Annotated in this window: 21 protein-coding genes; 7 read left to right on the top strand and 14 right to left on the bottom strand. The window is 64.4% G+C overall.

Features of this window, described 5'->3' with window-relative positions; genetic code table 11:
- Positions 1-7: 7 nt before the first annotated feature.
- A complete protein-coding gene (locus AC07UC_RS09040) occupies positions 8-448 on the top strand; it encodes a cupin domain-containing protein (RefSeq protein ID WP_140772385.1) in 441 nt (146 codons plus the stop codon).
- On the opposite strand, the gene AC07UC_RS09035 is transcribed toward AC07UC_RS09040, so the two are convergent.
- From AC07UC_RS09035 to AC07UC_RS09025, 3 genes are read right to left on the bottom strand one after another with little or no spacing between them, the layout of a single operon-like run.
- On the bottom strand, positions 423-1,097 hold the full coding sequence (locus tag AC07UC_RS09035; RefSeq protein ID WP_140772387.1) for a lysoplasmalogenase family protein: 675 nt from the start codon (positions 1,095-1,097) through the stop codon (positions 423-425). The two genes, AC07UC_RS09040 and AC07UC_RS09035, sit on opposite strands and share 26 nt — an antisense overlap.
- On the bottom strand, positions 1,094-2,008 hold the full coding sequence (yddG, locus tag AC07UC_RS09030) for an aromatic amino acid exporter YddG (RefSeq protein WP_494905237.1): 915 nt from the start codon (positions 2,006-2,008) through the stop codon (positions 1,094-1,096). Before yddG ends, AC07UC_RS09035 begins: the two co-directional genes overlap by 4 nt.
- A 43-nt stretch (positions 2,009-2,051) precedes the next feature.
- Positions 2,052-2,840 (bottom strand): DUF3108 domain-containing protein, encoded by a 789-nt coding sequence (locus AC07UC_RS09025; protein ID WP_202325777.1) that lies wholly within the window; start codon positions 2,838-2,840, stop codon positions 2,052-2,054.
- A 259-nt stretch (positions 2,841-3,099) separates the two neighbouring features.
- Here AC07UC_RS09025 and rpmB point away from each other — a divergent pair, with 259 nt between their 5' ends.
- From rpmB to AC07UC_RS09010, 3 genes are all read left to right on the top strand, one after another.
- Complete coding sequence (gene rpmB / locus AC07UC_RS09020) at positions 3,100-3,396, top strand: 50S ribosomal protein L28 (protein WP_010911765.1); 297 nt, start codon at positions 3,100-3,102, stop codon at positions 3,394-3,396.
- A 154-nt stretch (positions 3,397-3,550) separates the two neighbouring features.
- Positions 3,551-4,231, top strand: coding sequence for a queuosine precursor transporter (locus AC07UC_RS09015; RefSeq protein ID WP_172348375.1), 681 nt, complete (start codon positions 3,551-3,553; stop codon positions 4,229-4,231).
- 59 nt (positions 4,232-4,290) lie between these two features.
- Positions 4,291-4,986, top strand: coding sequence for a spermidine synthase (locus AC07UC_RS09010; RefSeq protein ID WP_494905234.1), 696 nt, complete (start codon positions 4,291-4,293; stop codon positions 4,984-4,986).
- 28 nt (positions 4,987-5,014) lie between these two features.
- Here AC07UC_RS09010 and AC07UC_RS09005 read toward each other — a convergent pair whose 3' ends face one another.
- The 6 genes from AC07UC_RS09005 to AC07UC_RS08980 all read right to left on the bottom strand — a co-directional run bounded on the left by AC07UC_RS09005 (position 5,015) and on the right by AC07UC_RS08980 (position 10,707).
- The gene (locus tag AC07UC_RS09005; protein WP_494905232.1) at positions 5,015-5,500 is read right to left on the bottom strand and encodes an SRPBCC family protein; all 486 of its coding nucleotides are present in this window, start codon (positions 5,498-5,500) and stop codon (positions 5,015-5,017) included.
- Complete coding sequence (locus AC07UC_RS09000) at positions 5,497-5,874, bottom strand: ArsR/SmtB family transcription factor (protein ID WP_494908917.1); 378 nt, start codon at positions 5,872-5,874, stop codon at positions 5,497-5,499. Before AC07UC_RS09000 ends, AC07UC_RS09005 begins: the two co-directional genes overlap by 4 nt.
- 158 nt (positions 5,875-6,032) lie before the next feature.
- Positions 6,033-7,061 (bottom strand): esterase-like activity of phytase family protein, encoded by a 1,029-nt coding sequence (locus AC07UC_RS08995; protein WP_494905230.1) that lies wholly within the window; start codon positions 7,059-7,061, stop codon positions 6,033-6,035.
- Complete coding sequence (gene cobT / locus AC07UC_RS08990; protein ID WP_140772401.1) at positions 7,058-8,956, bottom strand: cobaltochelatase subunit CobT; 1,899 nt, start codon at positions 8,954-8,956, stop codon at positions 7,058-7,060. Before cobT ends, AC07UC_RS08995 begins: the two co-directional genes overlap by 4 nt.
- A gap of 11 nt (positions 8,957-8,967) precedes the next feature.
- Positions 8,968-9,954, bottom strand: coding sequence for a cobaltochelatase subunit CobS (cobS, locus tag AC07UC_RS08985; protein WP_056576002.1), 987 nt, complete (start codon positions 9,952-9,954; stop codon positions 8,968-8,970).
- 123 nt (positions 9,955-10,077) lie between these two features.
- Positions 10,078-10,707 carry a J domain-containing protein gene (locus tag AC07UC_RS08980; protein WP_115140634.1) on the bottom strand — a complete coding sequence of 210 codons (630 nt, stop codon included), beginning with the start codon at positions 10,705-10,707 and terminating at the stop codon, positions 10,078-10,080.
- A 159-nt stretch (positions 10,708-10,866) separates the two neighbouring features.
- On the opposite strand from AC07UC_RS08980, the gene AC07UC_RS08975 reads away from it, so the two are divergent.
- Positions 10,867-11,169 (top strand): BolA family protein, encoded by a 303-nt coding sequence (locus AC07UC_RS08975; RefSeq protein ID WP_477269578.1) that lies wholly within the window; start codon positions 10,867-10,869, stop codon positions 11,167-11,169.
- A gap of 30 nt (positions 11,170-11,199) precedes the next feature.
- On the opposite strand, the gene AC07UC_RS08970 is transcribed toward AC07UC_RS08975, so the two are convergent.
- The 5 genes from AC07UC_RS08970 to AC07UC_RS08950 form a co-directional block, all read right to left on the bottom strand.
- Positions 11,200-12,753, bottom strand: a complete 1,554-nt coding sequence (locus AC07UC_RS08970) for an acetolactate synthase large subunit (RefSeq protein WP_494905227.1) — start codon at positions 12,751-12,753, stop codon at positions 11,200-11,202.
- A gap of 180 nt (positions 12,754-12,933) precedes the next feature.
- Positions 12,934-13,734 carry an alpha/beta hydrolase gene (locus tag AC07UC_RS08965; RefSeq protein WP_494905226.1) on the bottom strand — a complete coding sequence of 267 codons (801 nt, stop codon included), beginning with the start codon at positions 13,732-13,734 and terminating at the stop codon, positions 12,934-12,936.
- Between the two features lie 85 nt (positions 13,735-13,819).
- Entirely contained in the window at positions 13,820-14,710 is an 891-nt protein-coding gene (locus AC07UC_RS08960; protein ID WP_140772411.1) for an HlyC/CorC family transporter, read from the bottom strand.
- Between the two features lies 1 nt (position 14,711).
- Positions 14,712-15,848, bottom strand: a complete 1,137-nt coding sequence (gene aroB / locus AC07UC_RS08955) for a 3-dehydroquinate synthase (RefSeq protein WP_140772413.1) — start codon at positions 15,846-15,848, stop codon at positions 14,712-14,714.
- Positions 15,845-16,456 carry a shikimate kinase gene (locus AC07UC_RS08950; protein WP_140772415.1) on the bottom strand — a complete coding sequence of 204 codons (612 nt, stop codon included), beginning with the start codon at positions 16,454-16,456 and terminating at the stop codon, positions 15,845-15,847. The genes aroB and AC07UC_RS08950 overlap by 4 nt, the downstream gene beginning before the upstream one ends.
- A gap of 211 nt (positions 16,457-16,667) precedes the next feature.
- Between AC07UC_RS08950 and AC07UC_RS08945 the strand changes: the two genes are divergently transcribed.
- Both AC07UC_RS08945 and AC07UC_RS08940 read left to right on the top strand, forming a co-directional pair.
- Entirely contained in the window at positions 16,668-16,820 is a 153-nt protein-coding gene (locus AC07UC_RS08945; protein ID WP_056575994.1) for a hypothetical protein, read from the top strand.
- Positions 16,821-16,842: 22 nt separating this feature from the next.
- A complete protein-coding gene (locus AC07UC_RS08940) occupies positions 16,843-17,760 on the top strand; it encodes a site-specific tyrosine recombinase XerD (protein ID WP_494905224.1) in 918 nt (305 codons plus the stop codon).
- Positions 17,761-17,858 lie beyond the last annotated feature (98 nt).

The raw sequence follows: 17,858 nt of genomic DNA, 5'->3' as shown, positions 1-17,858 counted from the left end.
CGACCCCATGACGAGTTCCGCGGAAATCATCGCTTTGCTTGGTCTGAAACCGCATCCGGAAGGCGGCTGGTACGCGGAGACATTTCGCGACGAAGCCGGCGGTTCGCGTGGTCATTCGACCGCGATCTACTTCCTGCTGGAACAACACCAGCTTTCGGCATGGCATCGGGTCAGGGACGCCGCCGAGGTCTGGCATTTCCACGCCGGCGCGCCGCTGGCGCTGTCGATGTGGGAAGAAGGCGCAGCCGTGATCGAGCAGGTGCTGGGCATCGAACTCGCGGCGGGCGAACGGCCGCAGATCGTCGTGCCGGCAGGCTGGTGGCAATCGGCGCGCAGCCTGGGCGACTGGACGCTGGTCGGCTGCACCGTCGCGCCGGGGTTTGATTTCGCCGCCTTCGAATTGGCAGCGCCGGGCTGGCAGCCTAGCCCAACAGGAAACCCAGCGTAATCGCGAGTTGGGCGGTATAGTACAAGACCCAGACGGCCAAACGCATCCAGCCGCGATGTGGCGAGATGGCCGCGACCAGGAATTTCTCCATGGCCAGCAGCCCGTCCGATGCCATGAACAGCACTGCGCCGCCGATGACCCAGGCATTGCTCGTCGTCAGTGCCGCCATGCCCATCGCCAGGATCGCCAGGACATAACAGGCGATCGGAACACGCAGGCTGGGGCCGACGCGGCGCCAGAGCGCAGCCAGCATGACGATCACGAACACCGCCAATGCCAAGGCAATCGCCCCGCGCCAGGCTTCTGCGCCAAGCAGTGCCAACCCGCCACCGCTGCGCAGGAACAGCGCGATATAGACGATATGGGCGACGAGAAAGCTGGCCAAGCCGCCGAGAAACGCCTTTTCGCCGTCGCGCGACAGGAACGCGTCGCCAATGGCGCTGAGCGCAAGAGCGGCGACCAGCAGCAGCGGGCCACCTTGCAGTGCCGCCAGCACGGCAAGCATCGCGACCGCGAGCGTCTTTGCCGCCGAGCGGGCGAGCGTCGGCGCCATGCCTGAGGAGAAGGCGTAGATCACCGCCGCCACCAACGAAAAGATCAGCGTTGCATTGGCGTTGGCATCGATGCCGCCGGCAAACGGCATCGTCATGCCCCGGCTCCGCTTTCGGATGCCCCGGCCTCGCCCCCAGCCACGACCGGCTTGCGCAGGAACAGGGATTTGGCCGCCAGGGCCGCGCCGCCGGTGATCAGCACGCAGGCGGCCAGGATGCGCAGCGACGGCTCGGCGACGCCGGCCGCAATCAGCACCAGCGTCGACAGCAGCGGCGCCGCATAGCTCGCCGCGCCCAGCACCTGGATGTTGCCGCGCTTGACGCCGATGTCCCAGGCATAGAAGGCAGCCCCCACCGGCATCAGGCCAAGGCCAAGCACCGCCAGCCACTGGCCGGCGCCGTCCGGCAGGACCGTTTGCTCCAGCGCCAGATGGCAAACGAGCGACAACACGGCGGTCGCCGCGCAGAACCAGGTGACGATGCTGGTCGGTACCGACGGAAAGCGCCGCGACAACAGCGAATAGGACGACCACAACAGGGCGCAGATGGCGGCCATCGCATAGCCGAAGGTGTAGCGTGCATCGAAGGCCAGCCCGCCACCCTTGGTCACGATCAGAACCGTGCCGGCCAGGCCGAGCAGCGCGCCGACGACATGGTTCCACGCCAGTTTTTCACCCGGCATCAGCGCGGAGCCCAGCACGATCAGCAGCGGCCACAGATAGGCGATCAGGCTCGCCTCCACCGCTGGCGCGTTGCGCAAGGCGGTGAAATAGAAAAAGTGGTAGCCGAACAGGCCGGCAATGCCAATCACCCAGACCTGGGGTGGTATTTTCTGGCTCCTGTCGGCCGCCGGCATGAACAGCCGTGCGACCAGCCCGACGCCAGTGCCGATCGAGAAGGTGATTGCCGACAAAAGGAACGGCGGCACTTTGCCGGATGCGTCGGTGAGCAGCGCCAAAAGCGCCCACATGGCGACCGCCGAAAAGCCGATCAGTGTTGCGCGCCCCATTTTTTCTCCCGTGGCGCGCCCTCTTCTGTTTCCGGTGGCGTGCCTATTGTACCGCTTCGAAACGCCCGGCGCTGATGGTCAAGGTGCCGATCTGCGTTCCGACCGTGGCGTGGATCGGCGCATATACTCCGGTTTGGCCGAGCGGCGCAAACGTCACCATCATGCGGCTTTTGTTCTTGAGATAGTTGAGCGCCTTGCGGCCCTTGCGATAGCCGGCCACCGGCTCGAAACCCATCCGGCAGGTGATGGTATCGCCCTTGTAGCCCGGCACCGAGATCGTGCCTTTCGAGGCGTAGGTCAGCGTCAGGTCGGCGCGCATCTCGCCGTCATAGAACTTGACCTTGCGGCCGCAGACCTGGTCGAGACTGTCGGCATGGATGACGGTCGCCGCCATTGGATCGAGCACCGCGGCGAGGTCGCCGGCACCGATCGGCACCCAGGCATTGGGGTCACGCTTGCCGGGCGCCGGGATGACCTGCGTCGAGGTCACGTTGCCATTGGCAAAGCGGATGTCGATCGCGGACGCCTTCTTGCCGGAGGTGTAATCGGCACGAAATGCCTGCGGCACCATCTTCTGGCCCGAAATCGTGCCCTTGGACGAGATCGTACCCCGCGTGTCGTCGAACAGCTTGGCGAGACCGGCCGCCGTCACGGTGCCGTCGATCGCGTAGGCGCCGTTCTCATAGTGGCTTGAGAAGGTCGATCTTGCGATCGAGAGGCCAAGGAACGAGACCGTATATTCTCCTTTGAAGGACTGCGGCGAGGCAGCGGAGGCGGCCGACGGCAAGGCGATGGCAAGCACGGCAACAAGTGCGTGAGACAAACGAGGCATGGCGGGATCGGATCCTTGATTTTCGGCCGGAGGCGGGCAACTCCGGTCTGGCATGTCCCTATAAGACCGCTTATAGGGTGAAATCCGGCCTTAATATGAAATGCCGGGCGCTTCCGTGGGGAAGCCGGAGCTTGACGCCCCGGTGAAATGCAACTATGGAACGCCAACTTTTTCCATAAGGCCGCCTGACCAGAACCGCGCGCCACCCGGCGTGGGCACAAGGGTTTGGCAGGTCCCGAGAGAACTGAAGGTTAGAATTATGTCCCGCACCTGCGAACTCACTGCCAAGGCAGTCCAGACCGGCAACAATGTGAGCCACGCCAACAACAAGACCAAGCGTCGCTTCCTGCCGAACCTCGTCAATGTGACGCTGATTTCGGAAGCGCTGAACCAGAATGTGCGCCTGCGCATCTCGGCCAACGCGCTGCGTTCGGTCGAGCATCGCGGCGGCCTCGACGCCTTCCTGGCCAAGGCCGACGTCAAGGAACTGTCGCAGCGCGCGCGCCTGCTGAAGAAGCAGATCGCCAAGAAGCTGGCCGAACAGGTCGCTGCCTAACATCGGATAAAGGCGGGGGACCGCCCGGGCCAACCTCTTGTTGGCTTGGAGCATCGGATGGATCCGCAAGGTTCGACAATCCGATGCTCGACTACGAAGCGAGCACCGCCCGATGGGCAGATGCTCCGCTGGTTCCATTACCCAGGATAAAAAAATGACTTCCTTCTCGCGTTATTTGCCCTTCGTGGCCGCCATGGCGCTTGTCGTCGTGGCGTCGAACATCCTCGTGCAGTTCCCGATGCAGGGCCAGATCGGCGGCCTGTCGCTGGCGGACCTGCTTACCTGGGGCGCTTTCACCTATCCCTTCTCGTTCCTCGTCACCGACCTCGCCAACCGCCGCTACGGGCCTGCCGTGGCGCGCCGGATCGTCTTTGTCGGCTTCATGACGGCGGTGGTTTGCTCGATCCTCGTCCCGCCCTTCCTGTTCCGCCATGGCCTGATCGAATTCGAGACCGCCGCTGACCGGCTGGCGCGCATCGCCGCCGCTTCAGGCGCGGCGTTCCTGTCCGCGCAATTGCTTGACGTGACCGTGTTCAACCGGCTGCGCCGGCAGAGCTGGTGGCGGGCGCCGATCGTCGGCACGCTGGTCGGATCGGTGTTCGACACCATGGTCTTCTTCACCGTCGCTTTCTCGGCCGCTTTCGCCTTTGCCGGCCCGAATGATAGCTTTGCGCTCGAAACGGCGCCGCTGATGGGCGTCTTCCATATCGAGGCCATGCGCTGGGTTTCCTGGGCGCTGGGCGATCTCTCGGTGAAATTGATCATCGCCGTGGTCGCGCTTATCCCCTACCGGCTGCTCGCCGCCCGCTGGAGCCAGCCGGCAGTGGCCGCCTAGACGATGATCCCGAAAAGTGGCTTCCGGTTTTCGGAAAAGATCATGGTCAGACAAAGCCCATGATCCCCTGGGTCCAGCTCGATTCGGCAAAGACCGGGGATGGTGCCCAAGAGCTTCGTCTCAAGCGGCGCGGCAGCGAATTCTCGATCATGCTCGGCACCAATGAGCTGATGAACAGCCGCCTCAGCGGCTCCGAGGAAGCGCTGGCGAGACTGTCATGCCAGAGGATTTCGGGCCAGAGGATTTCGGGCCATCGGCAGCCGAGGATCCTCATCGGCGGCCTTGGCATGGGTTTCACGCTGCGCGCTGCTCTTGCCGAACTCGGCAAGGATGCCAGCGTCACTGTCGCCGAACTGGTGCCGGCCGTGGTCGCCTGGGCGCGCGGCCCGATGGCGGAAGTGTTTGGCGGTTGTCTCGACGATCCCCGCGTCATCATCCAGGAGACCGATGTCGGGCAATCGATACGGTCGGGGCCTGCGGCCTGGGACGCGATCCTGCTCGATGTCGACAATGGCCCCGAGGGTATCGTCCACAAGGGCAATGACGCCCTCTACAGCCTGGCGGGCCTTGGCGCCGCGCGCAGTGCCCTCAAACCCGGCGGCGTATTGGCAGTGTGGTCGCAGGGGCCGGATACAGGCTTCACGCAGCGGCTCAAGCAGGCGGGTTTCGCTGTCGAGGAGGTCAACACGCGCGCCAACGGCAAGCGCGGCGCGCGCCATGTCATCTGGATTGCCACCAACGGCCCACGGTCCTGACCAAAAACCGTCGCTGGCGGCGTCGGGTTTACCTTGACCTCTGAAGTTCCGCGGCGAGGCTCTCCAGCAGCCCGCGCGTCCCCTCCTCCCGTCCCTTGGCGGAATCGACGCCATCGAAGAAGGCGCCCTGCTCGGTATAGGTCAGCCTTGTGCCATCGCCTGCGGGCGTCAGCTCGACGGTGGTCAGCGACACCGACATAGGTTGCGGCCCGATCGCCATCCGGTAGGAAAACACGATGCGCTGGTCCGGAACGATGTCCTGGAACTGGGCGTCGAGCCTGACCTCCGGGCCGCCGCCATAACTGAAGCGCGACACCTCGCCACCGCCGACACGGAAGTCGAAGCTGAATTCGGCGATGGTAAAACCGTCGCCTCCGACCCGCCAGCGCCGCACCGTCGCCTTGTCGGCAAAAGCATGGAAGACTTTGGCCGGCGATTGCGGGTAGGTCCGCTCGATGGTGAATGTGGAGTGGATGACGGAATGCTCGTCCTTCACGGGGGCGATCTGGTTCATTGCTTTTCGTCCTTTTCCTGTTTCTTCCTGGGGGATTGGCCTTCTGGGGATGGATTTGACTCGGCCAGGATTTCACCGAGCCGGTCGAGGTGGCGTTCCGCCGGTATGCGGCGTTCGGCAATCCAGTCTGCGAGCGGGGCAAGCCCGCCCGGTTCGATCCGGCAGGTGCGCACCCGCCCGATCTTTTCGCTGCGGATCAGCCCGCAGGCCTCCAGCACCTGCAGATGCTGCAGCACGGCGGCAAACGTCATGCCGAACGGCTCCGCCAGCTGACTGACGGTGGCCGGTCCGCGGCTTAGCCTTTCCAGGATCTGGCGACGGGTTGGCTCGACAAGAGCGCGAAGGATGCTGTCGATCTCGGAATAGTTAAGCATGGACTTGAGTATTGCGGCGGGAGCGCCAATTGTCAAGTCTTGACTAAAGTATTTGTAAATCGGGTGACGGGCAGTCGACCCCAACCAGATCGAACCCGCCCCAAATCGAATCCGCCGTTGAAAACCCTCAACTTCAGCTTCGCGATTGGAACAGCTTCTCAATCTTGATGCAGGATGAATTCCAGATAGAGGTTGCGCTGCAGGATCGAGTGGTTGTCATCGGAGATCAGCGACACCATCAGCGCGCCGTCGTCGCGGGTCCAGACGTCGAGACCTTCCATATTGTCGATCTGGTAGCCCATGTCGGCTTCCAGCAGCACCGGCCCGTCGGCGACGGCACCCTTCTGGACGCTCTCGCCATAGATGCGCCGCAGCCGCATCTTGAGCCCGCCCGCCATAGTGAAACTGCGCTCCAGCAGCAAAAGGTCGCCATCCGGCAGGAAGGCGCCATCGGTGATGTCGAAATCGTCGTTGCGTTTGACGGTGAAGACGCCCTTGTGCGGCCCTTCGATGATGGCGGCATAGATATTGCCGGCCTTGTCCAGGCTCTTTTCCGAGACCACGACCAGACCGCCCTCGTGCTGGCCATTGGCATTGGCGTGGGTGACCGTCTCGAAGCCGCGGTTCTGGCGCAATTCCCGCGCCGGCACCAGGAAATCCAGCTGCCGGTATGGCGCCTTCATATTGGCCGGGTCGATCCCGAACTGGGAGACGCGGTGGTTGCGCTCGAAACCGACCGTGGCGATGCCATCCTTGACCGCAAGGCCCTCGGCGTCGACTTCCCATTTCTCGTCGATCGGCTGCCCGCTCTGGTCGACCATCTGCTGCATGCGGAAGTTCTGGATGGCCACGGGTCGCCTGTCGGCATCACGGGCCACCGTGCCGAAGAACCAGTAGCCGGTGTCGGCCACGCCGATGAAATCGCTGCCCGCTTTCAGAAAGCGGAAGGCCGACAGCGCGCCGAAATCGCGCGATTTCGAGGTCATTTCCAGGCCGCCGACGAATTCGAGCGGACCGAACTGCCTGTCGGTCCGGCCAATGCGGAATTCGGTGATCGGGCGGGCCGAAATCTCGATGGGCTCAACCGGGGCCGGCCCAGCCGCACCGGCTGGCGCCGAAGCCACGCCGGCGAGCAGGGCGATGGCGGCGAAAAGCGTCTGCCGAAACCCGCCCCGCGAAAGGATCATCCGGCGCGCCGCATGCCGCCGCGCCGCGTGTCGCGTACGCTCTCTTCGGCAAACAGCGAGGCCAGTTGCTCGGTCATGGCACCGGCCAGTTCCTCCGCATCGACGATGGTGACGGCGCGGCGGTAATAGCGCGTGACGTCATGGCCGATGCCGATGGCGAGCAATTCCACCGGCGAGCGCGTCTCGATCAGCTCGATGACGGCGCGCAGGTGCCGCTCAAGGTAATTGCCCGGATTGACCGACAGGGTCGAATCGTCGACCGGCGCGCCGTCCGAGATCATCATCAGGATCTTGCGCTGTTCGGGCCGGGCGATCAGCCGGTTGTGCGCCCACAGCAGCGCCTCGCCGTCGATGTTTTCCTTGAGCAGGCCTTCGCGCATCATCAGGCCGAGATTGCGCCGTGCCCGCCGCCACGGATGATCGGCGGATTTGTAGATGATGTGGCGCAGATCGTTGAGGCGGCCGGGGTTCGGCGGCTTGCCGTCCTTCAGCCACTTCTCGCGCGCCTGGCCGCCCTTCCACGCCCGGGTGGTGAAGCCAAGGATCTCGACCGAGACACCGCAGCGTTCCAGCGTGCGCGCCAATATGTCGGCGCAGGTGGCGGCAACCGTGATCGGCCGTCCGCGCATCGAACCCGAATTGTCGAGCACCAGCGTCACCACCGTGTCGCGGAATTTTGTGTCGCGTTCCTGCTTGAAGGACAGCGGCTGCATCGGGTCGATGACGACGCGCACCAGCCGCGCCGGATCGAGGTAACCCTCTTCGAGGTCGAAATCCCAGGACCGGTTCTGCTGCGCCATCAGGCGGCGCTGCAGACGGTTGGCCAGCCGGCCGACGACGCCCGACAGATTGGCAAGCTGCTTGTCGAGAAAGGCGCGCAGCCGGTCGAGCTCTTCCTCTTCGCAAAGCTCCTCGGCGCCGACCGTCTCGTCGAAAGCCGATGTGAAGACCTTGTAGTCGATTTCCTTCGGCAGATTGGTGAAGGGATTGTCGTTGCGGCGCGCCTCGCCGGGCGTCTCGGCATCGGCATCGTCATCGTCGGACAGGTCGTCGGCGGTGGCGTCGGACGCCTCCGTCTCGGACGACTGCTCGTCATCGGCCGAAGCCTCGGCATCCTCGGACTGCGACTGCTCGGAGCCGGAATCCTCTTCACCGCCCTCCTCGCTCTGCTCCTCGCCTTGCGGCTGGTTGTCGTCATTGTCCTCGGAGTCTTCCGTCTCCTGGTCGTCGCCAAGTTCCTCGGCCATTTCCATGGAGGCGAGCATCTCGCGCACGACGCGGGCAAAGGCCTGCTGGTCGTCGAGCTTGGCCGACAGCCCGTCGAGGTCGGCCTTGGCCTTCTCCTCGACCCAGGGCCGCCAGAGTTCGACCAGCCGCTCGCCGCTCTTCGGGACCGGCCGGCCGGTCAGCTTCTCGCGCACCATCAGCGCCAGCGCTTCCTCGATCGGCGCGTCGGCCTTGTCCTTGACGTCGACGAGGTTGGCCTTGGCGTATTTATCCTCCAGCATCGAGCCGATATTGTCGGCGACGCCCTGCATGGCGCGGCTGCCGATCGCCTCGACGCGGGCCTGCTCGACCGCGTCATAGATGGCGCGGGCCGCCTTGCCTTCCGGTGCCAGCTTGGTGTGGATGCGCGCATCGTGGCAGGCGCGCTTCAGCGCCATGGAATCGCCGAGCCCACGGGTGATCGCGATGTCGGTCTTCGAGGCCTTTTTCGGCAGTTCGGGCAAGCGCGCGCGGCTGCCGGCGAGCGCCGGCCGGTCCTTGGCGAAGCCGACTTCCATGTCCTTGTCGCCGGCAATGGCGCGCATGCAGACGGTGACGGCGCGTTTGAAGCTGTCGGCTTCAGACCCCGTCTTGGACTTGTTGCGCGTGTTGTCGCCCGGACCCGCCATCGAGGCTCTGCTTAGCCCAGCACCACGTTGGCGGCGCTCTCGGGCAGATCCTCACCGAAGGCGCGCTGGTAGAACTCGGCCACCACCGAGCGCTCGAGCTCGTCGCACTTGTTGAGGAAGGTCAGCCGGAACGCCATGCCGATATTGCCGAAGATCTCGGCGTTCTCGGCCCAGGTGATGACCGTACGCGGGCTCATCACGGTCGACAGATCGCCATTGATGAAGGCCGAGCGCGTCATGTCGGCGACGCGCACCATCTTGTTGACGATGTCCTTGCCCTTGCCATCGCGATAATGCTTGGCCTTGGCCAGCACGATGTTCACTTCATTGTCGTGCGGCAGGTAGTTCAGCGTGGTGACGATCGACCAGCGGTCCATCTGCGCCTGGTTGATCTGCTGCGTGCCGTGATAGAGGCCGGTGGTGTCGCCGAGGCCGACCGTGTTGGCGGTCGAGAACAGGCGGAACGCCGGATGCGGGCGGATGACCCGGCTCTGGTCGAGCAGCGTCAGCCGGCCCGAGGATTCCAGCACGCGCTGGATGACGAACATCACGTCCGGGCGGCCGGCGTCATATTCGTCGAAGCAGAGCGCGACATTGTGCTGGTAGGCCCAGGGCAGGATGCCGTCGCGGAATTCAGTGACCTGCAGCCCGTCCTTGACGACGATCGCGTCCTTGCCGACGAGATCGATACGGCTGACATGGCTGTCGAGGTTGACGCGCACGCAGGGCCAGTTGAGGCGGGCCGCGACCTGTTCGATATGGGTTGACTTGCCGGTGCCGTGATAGCCCGACACCATGACGCGGCGGTTGTAGGCAAAGCCGGCGAGGATCGCCAGCGTCGTTGCCTTGTCGAACAGATAGTCCGGATCGACATCAGGCACATGTTCTGATGTCACCGAATAGGCCGGCACCACCATCTTGGAGTCGAAGCCGAATTTCTCCTTAACCGACACCGTCGTGTCGGGCAGGTTGGCGATGTCGCGATCGACCTTGTTCATATCTCTCAACGTCTCCACGGGCGAAACGTCCCGTTTCGCCGGCAATCGATTTTGTTCGGGGGCGGTCTTAAAGCCTTTTCCAACCTTATGAAAGTTGGAAAACGACACAAACCATAGGGTCGCTCAGCACAGGCCCGCCTGTTTGAGCACGCGATAGGCCTGCAGCACATCGCGGAACCGGTCTTCCGAACCTCTGTCGCCACCATTCGCATCCGGATGGTGACGCTTCACCAGTTCCTTATAGCGCGCCTTGATATCCTTGCCAGTCGCCTTTGTATCAAGGCCAAGCGTTTCCAGCGCCTTGGCCTCAAGGGGCTTCGCCTTGCGCTCGCGCGCCTCGCGCGGATCCTTCGGTCCCTTGAACAGGTCGAACGGGTCGCGCATGCGGTTGTAGTAGCCGGCGCGGCCGGAGCGCATCTGCGCCATATCAGGCGAGGAACGCGTCGAGGCGCCGTTGACGCCCATCTTCCAGGTCGGCCGGTGGCCGGTCATCGCTTCCTTCTGGAAGCGCGCCACCTCGGTATCCGGCACGCCGGAGAAATAGTTGAAGCCCTTGTTGTACTCGCGCACATGGTCGAAGCAGAAGCGGAAATACTCGCCCTCCTTCATCCGCCCGACCGGCGCGCGATGGGTGCCCGCCTCCTTGCAGCCGTCCCACTGGCAAATCGGCGAATGCGACTTCAGCTCCGCGTCCTTGTCAGGGCGGACGCGAATCTTCTCGAAATATTTGGGATACGGCTTCATCTCACCCATTTATGGGGCGTTCGCAGATGCGAAACAAGAATTGACATTTTCGCGATCATCGCCCTAACCGCTGAATCGCGGCTTAAAGCAGGCGAATGGCGGATTTAGTTGCGAAACAGCGGCCCCCAGGGCTGTTACGCCAGCCATATGTGGTGAAGGGAGAAGGCAATGTCCATACAGGCGACCATGGAAGACAAGCTCAACAAGGCATTTTCGCCGGATCGGCTGGTCATCATCAACGAAAGTCATCTCCACGCCGGCCATCACCACCACGGCTCCGACCATCACGGCGCCTATGACGGCACCGGCGAGACGCATTTTCGCGTCCGCGTCGTCGCGTCCGCTTTTGCCGGCATGAGCCGCATCGACCGCCACCGCGCCGTCAACGAACTGCTGGCCGACGAACTGAAGGCCGGCGTGCACGCGCTGGCGATCGAACCGGCGGCGCCCGGTGAGAAGACGCGCTGGTAGGTCGGATCCGCCCGCCCGTCAGTTGGACGGTCAAATCACCGCTTCGATCAGGAACGGGCCGCGCCGCGACAGGGCGCTGTCCAACAGCGCGTCGAACCGCTCGCAGGTGTCGGCGCGCGCCGCTTCCACCCCCATGCCCTTGGCCAGCGACACCCAGTCCAGCGCGGGATGGTCGAGGTCGAGCATGCGCCTGGCGTTCTCGCCGATCGCATTGACGCCGACATTCTTCATCTCGCCATGCAGGATCGCGTAGGTGCGATTGGAAAAGACGATCGTCACCACGTCGAGATTTTCCCGCGCTTGCGTCCACAGCCCCTGCACCGTGTACATGCCGCTGCCATCAGCCTCCAGATTGATCACTTTGCGGTCGGGACAGGCGATCGCCGCTCCCGTCGCCATCGGAATGCCGCCGCCGATCGATCCGCCGGTGCCCATCATATAGTCATGCGGCGCGGCGAAGGCCGACAGCGAGAAGAAACGCCTGGCCGAAGTGACCGCCTCGTCGCAGACGATCGCATTGTCCGGCAGCTTGCGCGCCACCGACAGCGCGATGGCGTCCTCCGTGAGCTGGCCGCACGGCGCTGCCTCGTCGGGAAAGGTTGTCGCGAACACCGTCTGCTGCGATGGCTTGACGCCGAGCTCATCACGAAGCGCTCCGAGCGCCGCCTGCAGATCATCTCCATGGGCGGCCAGCGTCAGCACCTGGCAGTCGTCGCGCACAAGCCGCCCCGGTTTTCCCGGATAGGCGAAGAAGGCCACCGGCTCAATGCCGCCGACCAGCACCAGGACATCGAGATCCCCCAGCAACAAAGTCGCAGCATCGATCGGATAGGGAATGCGGGTTGGCGCCACGCGCCCGCGTCCGCGCTGCATGCGCGCGATCAGGACCTCACTGAACAGGCGGACATCGCAGGCTGTCGAGATCCGGCCGGCGATCTCGAGCGCATCGGCCCGCGCCGCACGCCCGCGAACGATCATGCCGACGCGCCCTGGCGCGGCACGGATCGCGGCGGCAGCCTCGCGCACGGCATCCATGTCGACCGCCGGCGGCGGAGAAAGCACGACCTTGCCCGGCGAGGCAGGGTTGGCGTCGCCCCAGGCAGCATCGGCCGGCAGGATCAGCGTGGTGACGCCCGGCGGCGTCAGCGAGGCGCGGAAGGCGGCTTCGGTGGCCGGCTGTACATCCGCGGGTCCTTCGATCCGGCGCACCCAGTTGGACATCGGCGCCGCGAGGCCTTCGATGTCACTGGTGAGCGGCGCGTCGAGGGGCAGGTGATAGGAAGCATGGTCGCCGACGATGTTGATCATTGGCGTCCTGGCACGGCGCGCATTGTGCATGTTGGCCAGCCCATTGGCCAGGCCCGGACCTGTGTGCAGCAAGGTCGCGGCCGGACGGTCGGTCATGCGCGCATAGCCGTCGGCCGCCCCCGTCACGACGCCCTCGAACAGACCAAGCACGCAACGCATCTCCGGCTTGCGGTCGAGCGCGGCAACGAAATGCATCTCGGAGGTGCCGGGATTGGCGAAGCAGACCGTCACATCATTGGCCAGCAGCACGTCGCACAGCACATCGGCACCATTCATGCAATTTTTCTCCCATTCGCGGTCAGCAGCAATTCCGGGAAAGGCGCGTAGCGCTTTCCCTGGAGATTTGCGTCAAGCAGATGGAGCAATTGCACCCGCGGGTGTCCGCGCGGCAATATCCCGCCGCCGCTTTTGGCATGATCCAGTCGCAGGAATGGACGAGCGGAAAGTCACCGGCGATCAGCCGGCTGCGGATTTCAGGAATGCCAGAGCGGCAGCGGTCAGCGCGTCACCATCCCTGCCGAAATCGCGGTCGATCGACATATGCGTATAGGCACTGCCGTCGAACAGCGTCACCTCGGTACCCGTGGCGCGCAGGCGCTCGGCAAAGGCCTTGGACCCCTCGCCACGGCCCTCGGCGCGCGAATAGGCGATGAAGGTCGGCGGATGCTTGCGGCCGTCGACATGACTGGCCGGCGACAGTGCCGCCCATTGCGAGCGATCGGAAAAGACCCGCGCATAGGCCCGCACCATGCCGCCATTTTTCTCGAGCGCCGCAAGGTCGTAGGCCCTGGTGTCGTCGAGGAGCAGCCCGGCGACGCCGGGCAGCCCGCCGCGCATGCCGGTCAAGGCAATCAGATGGCAACCTGCCGAATGGCCCATGCCGACAATGCGCTTGGGATCGCCCCCATGCTCGGCGATGTTGGCCCTGACATAGGCATAGGCCTTTTCCACATCGGCGGCCTGGGTGGCGACATCGGCCTCAGGCAGCATGCGGTAGTCGATCGAAACGAAGCAGAAGCCGTTGGCGAGCAGGAATGCCGGCTTGGCGCCCACCTGGCTGCGTTTGCCGAACTCCCACGCGCCGCCATGGACGAAAAAGACGACAGGCAGTCCGTTCGCGCCGTCGGGCGCGTAGATGTCGAGCTTGGCCGGCCCGTAATCGAAGGTTTTGGGAGAGGGCGAGGATTGCCGCGCGAAAGTCGTGGCCGGCAGAAAAGCCGCCATCGAAACCAAAAGCAGGGTTCGCCGATCGATCATCATCCTCTCCTGACTGCCCGGCGCAAAATGCACCGGGACGACGCGAAGTTCCAATGAAGGATCGGTAACGTGGCCTGCCGCCAAGCTACGCGACCGGCCTGATCCTGATCCTGGCGATCCGGTTCTTGTCGCGCTTCATGACGATGAAGCGCTTGCCGTGGAAGGTGAAGGCCTGCTTCTCCTCTGGTATCGACTGTGTCTCATGGATGACGAGGCCGGCGATGGTGGTCGCCTCCTCGTCCGGCAGGTTCCAGTCGAGCGCCCGGTTCAGGTCGCGGATCGGCACCGTGCCGTCGACGACAACGGAGCCGTCCGCCTCCTGCTTGACGCCCTGTATGTCAACATCGTGCTCGTCGGCGATTTCACCGACAATCTCCTCGATGATGTCCTCCAGCGTCACCAGCCCCTCGACCTCGCCATATTCGTCGACGACGATGGCAAAATGCGCCTTGCGGCGCAGGAAGGCGTTGAGCTGTTCCTGCAGGGTCGTGGTGTCGGGCACGAACCAGGGTTTCGAGGCGATCTTCATCACGTCGATCCTGGAAAAATCATTGCCGACTTCGTTCAGCGCGCGCAGCAGGTCCTTGGCGTGCAGCACGCCGACGATATTGTCGAGCGAGCCCTTCCACAACGGCATGCGCGTGTGCGGGCTCTGCAGGATCTCGCGCACCACCGCTTCCGGCGCATTGTCGGCGTTGACCGATCGCATGTTGGTACGGTGCACCATGATATCGGAGACTTCGAGCTCTTCGAGATCGAACAGGCCGCCGACACGGTCGCGGTCCTCGCGCACTACCTGGCCGTCGCGGCGGAAATCGTCGACCGCGCCCCGCAATTCGTCCTGGCTCGACCGCTGCGGCTCGATTCGCGACAGCTCATAGCCGAACATGGCGAGAAGGCGCGTGCGCACGGCAACGACCAGCAGGATGACGATGGCAAGGACGGCGACGACGATCCAGCCCGTCTCGTTGTCCATCTCAGCCGGCTTTCCGGCTGGTGGGATGGTTTTCCCTCAGGAAGGACAGCACTTCCGAAGCGGGCACGTCCTTGGCGATGAAGGCCTGGCCGACGCCGCGCGTCAGGATGAAGGTCAGCGCGCCGCGCGATACCTTCTTGTCCTGGCCGATGAAGGAAAGCAGCGCCTCGGCATCGGGCAAGTCACCTGGAATATCGGACATCCGCCACGGCAGACCGACGGCGCGCAGATGCGCCTCGACACGCGCCGCGTCGTCGGGGCTCGCCAGATTGAGCCGCGAGGAGAACCGATGCGCCAGCGCCATGCCGATGGCGACCCCCTCGCCGTGGACGAGGCGGGCTCCGTCATACTGCGTGGCGGCTTCGAGCGCGTGACCGAACGTGTGCCCGAGATTGAGCAGCGCGCGGTCGCCGGTCTCGAACTCGTCGCGCGCGACGACATCGGCCTTGGCCCGGCAGGCCTCGGCGATCGCCTGTGCTCTCTGCGGCCCGCCGGCGAAAACCTGTCTCCAGTTCGCTTCCAGCCAGGCGAAGAATTCCGGCCGATCGATCAGCCCGTATTTGGCGAGCTCGGCATAGCCGGCGCGGAATTCGCGGATCGGCAGCGTGTCGAGCACTTCGGTGTCGGCCAGCACCAGCTTGGGCTGCAGGAAGACGCCGACAAGGTTCTTGCCGCGCGGGCTGTTGATGCCGGTCTTGCCACCGACGGAGGAATCGACCTGCGCCAGCAGCGAGGTCGGGATCTGCACGAAATTCATGCCGCGCCGCACGATGCCGGCGGCAAAACCGGTGAGATCGCCGATCACACCGCCGCCAAGCGCGATGACGACGTCGCCGCGCTCCAGCCGGGCTGCCAGAACGCCATCGACCACCTCTTCGAGATGGGCGAAGCTCTTGGTTTTCTCGCCGGGTGGCATTGTGATGACGGTGGGCTGGATGCCGCCCTTCTCAAGCCCGGCCTTCAGCGTATCGAGATGCGCGGCGGCCACGTTCTCGTCGGTGACGACAGCGGCGCGCGTGCCCGGCAGCCGGCGGGAAATCTCCTCACCGGCGCGCGACAAAAGGCCGGACCCGATCAATATGTCGTAGGCCCGGTCGCCAAGCCCGACTTCGACGGTGACCGGCTGATCCGCGCTCACGATTCGACCTCGCCCGTCGCTGCGATTTCATCGATGCCGAAATGCCGGCACAGTGCGTCCAGGACCTCGGCGGCGATGATCTCCTTGCGGTCGTCGCGGGTTGGCACGGTGACATCAGCGGTCGCATAGACCGGATAGCGCTCCCCCATCAGCCGCTCCAGCACGGCGCGGGGGTCGGCGCTCTTCAGCAGCGGCCGGTTCTGCTTCTTGGAGACCCGTTCCATCAGAAGGTCGAGTTCGGCCTTCAGCCACACCGACACGCCATGGGCCGCGATGGCCTCGCGCGTCTGCGCGTTCATGAAGGCGCCACCGCCGGTCGACAGAACCTGCGGGCCATTTTCCAGCACGCGCAGGATGACGCGCTGCTCCAGCGCCCTGAACTCGGTCTCGCCATAGCGCTCGAACAGCTCCGGCACCGTCATGCGCGAAACGCTTTCAATCTCCTGGTCGCTATCGATGAAGGGCAGCGAAAGCATGGTCGACACCTTGCGGCCGATCGCCGTCTTGCCAGCGCCCATCAGGCCGACAAAGACAATGGACCTGCCACCCAGCCGGCCAAGCAGCGCGGCGTGGGTCTCGCCTGGAGGATTTGCCTGGTGCGCGTTCATCAGCTGTTTCTTGGGCCCTCTTTGCCGGCGTATCGACATGAAAAGCCGGTTTGCGTCAAGCGTGCCGAGCGCCCGGAGCCCGATATGGGCGGATGGGCGCCTGCATCAGAAGTTGCTAACAGGCCTCCGCTTCTTCCTTGAATTGGCCGGATTGGCGTCCCATAAGGGCACAGGGTTTGGAAACGCAGAACAAGAAGACGAGCGAAAATTGATGCCGACACTGTTTCGCTTTGTCGTGACCCTCGCGATTCTGGCCGGCATTGCCTATGGTACGATGTTCGCACTGGTGATGTTCGTCGAGCCGAAAAAAGCGGAGATGAGCGTGCGCATCCCCCCGGACAAGCTCAATCCCAAGAAAAATTGACCCGAAGAAACTGATCGCTAGGATGAACAGCGCCGCCCGCATCGAGGCCTTCCTGGAAATGATGAGCGCCGAGCGGGGCGCTGCAGAAAACACGCTTTCCTCCTACCGGCGCGACCTCGAAGACGCTTCGGGCCAGATCGATGGCGGGCTTGCCGGTGCGGCCGCCGCCGATATCCGCGCCTATCTCGACGACATCGCCGCGCGCGGCTTCGCGCCGACCTCGCAAGCGCGCAAACTGTCGGCGATCCGCCAATTCTTCAAATTCCTCTATGCCGAGGGTCTGCGCGGCGACGACCCGACCGGCACGCTGGATAGCCCGAAAAAAGGCCGCCCGCTGCCCAAGACGATGAGCGAGGCCGAGACCGGCCGGCTGATCGACCGCGCCGCGACCGAAGCCGGCGATGCCGGGCTGGGCTATAGCGACAGGCTGGCGGCGCTTCGCCTGCATGCGCTGGTCGAGGTGCTCTATGCCACGGGCTTGCGCGTGTCCGAACTGGTCGGCCTGCCGGTGACTGTGGCGCAGCGCGACGACCGTTTCTTCATGGTGCGCGGCAAGGGCGACAAGGAGCGCATGGTGCCGCTGTCGGCCAAGGCGCGCACGGCGATGCGCGCCTGGCTGGCCGCCCGGGCCGGGGTGCCCGCCTTCGCCGACAGCCCGTTCCTGTTTCCGGCCGCATCGGACAGCGGCTACCTCTCGCGCCAGGTCTTTGCCCGCGACCTGAAAGGACTGGCAGCGCGGGCCGGCATCGCTTCGGGCAAGATATCGCCGCATGTGCTGCGCCATGCTTTCGCCAGCCATCTCCTGCAGAATGGCGCCGATCTCAGGGCCGTGCAGCAGCTGCTCGGTCATGCCGACATATCGACGACACAGATTTACACCCATGTGCTGGAGGAGCGGCTGGTGCGGCTGGTCAACGATCATCATCCGCTTGCCGACTAGGCCTCATATCGCTATGTGAGGACGACATTTCACCGCCCGGAACCTTGGTTTCAAGGGTTCCGCGGTCCTTGCCTTCCGACGTATCGGTCCGCTCAAGC

The sequence above is a fragment of the Mesorhizobium sp. GW821-FHT04C10 genome (genome assembly GCF_059420305.1).
The sequence above is the reverse complement of the archived record's forward strand: the minus strand, read 5'-3'. Positions and strand labels throughout refer to the sequence as shown.

Coding starts and splice junctions, on each gene's coding strand:
- AC07UC_RS08965 (WP_494905226.1), bottom strand. CDS start 13,734: ATGATCGATCGGCGAACCCTGCTTTTGGTTTCGATGGCGGCTTTTCTG.
- cobT (WP_140772401.1), bottom strand. CDS start 8,956: ATGGCGGGTCCGGGCGACAACACGCGCAACAAGTCCAAGACGGGGTCT.
- AC07UC_RS09015 (WP_172348375.1), top strand. CDS start 3,551: ATGACTTCCTTCTCGCGTTATTTGCCCTTCGTGGCCGCCATGGCGCTT.
- AC07UC_RS08940 (WP_494905224.1), top strand. CDS start 16,843: ATGAACAGCGCCGCCCGCATCGAGGCCTTCCTGGAAATGATGAGCGCC.
- AC07UC_RS09025 (WP_202325777.1), bottom strand. CDS start 2,840: ATGCCTCGTTTGTCTCACGCACTTGTTGCCGTGCTTGCCATCGCCTTG.
- AC07UC_RS09035 (WP_140772387.1), bottom strand. CDS start 1,097: ATGACGATGCCGTTTGCCGGCGGCATCGATGCCAACGCCAATGCAACG.
- AC07UC_RS09010 (WP_494905234.1), top strand. CDS start 4,291: ATGATCCCCTGGGTCCAGCTCGATTCGGCAAAGACCGGGGATGGTGCC.
- AC07UC_RS08945 (WP_056575994.1), top strand. CDS start 16,668: ATGCCGACACTGTTTCGCTTTGTCGTGACCCTCGCGATTCTGGCCGGC.
- AC07UC_RS09000 (WP_494908917.1), bottom strand. CDS start 5,874: ATGCTTAACTATTCCGAGATCGACAGCATCCTTCGCGCTCTTGTCGAG.
- cobS (WP_056576002.1), bottom strand. CDS start 9,954: ATGAACAAGGTCGATCGCGACATCGCCAACCTGCCCGACACGACGGTG.
- yddG (WP_494905237.1), bottom strand. CDS start 2,008: ATGGGGCGCGCAACACTGATCGGCTTTTCGGCGGTCGCCATGTGGGCG.
- AC07UC_RS08975 (WP_477269578.1), top strand. CDS start 10,867: ATGTCCATACAGGCGACCATGGAAGACAAGCTCAACAAGGCATTTTCG.
- AC07UC_RS09005 (WP_494905232.1), bottom strand. CDS start 5,500: ATGAACCAGATCGCCCCCGTGAAGGACGAGCATTCCGTCATCCACTCC.
- AC07UC_RS08950 (WP_140772415.1), bottom strand. CDS start 16,456: ATGAACGCGCACCAGGCAAATCCTCCAGGCGAGACCCACGCCGCGCTG.
- AC07UC_RS08980 (WP_115140634.1), bottom strand. CDS start 10,707: ATGGGTGAGATGAAGCCGTATCCCAAATATTTCGAGAAGATTCGCGTC.
- AC07UC_RS09040 (WP_140772385.1), top strand. CDS start 8: ATGACGAGTTCCGCGGAAATCATCGCTTTGCTTGGTCTGAAACCGCAT.
- AC07UC_RS08995 (WP_494905230.1), bottom strand. CDS start 7,061: ATGATCCTTTCGCGGGGCGGGTTTCGGCAGACGCTTTTCGCCGCCATC.
- AC07UC_RS08960 (WP_140772411.1), bottom strand. CDS start 14,710: ATGGACAACGAGACGGGCTGGATCGTCGTCGCCGTCCTTGCCATCGTC.
- rpmB (WP_010911765.1), top strand. CDS start 3,100: ATGTCCCGCACCTGCGAACTCACTGCCAAGGCAGTCCAGACCGGCAAC.
- AC07UC_RS08970 (WP_494905227.1), bottom strand. CDS start 12,753: ATGAATGGTGCCGATGTGCTGTGCGACGTGCTGCTGGCCAATGATGTG.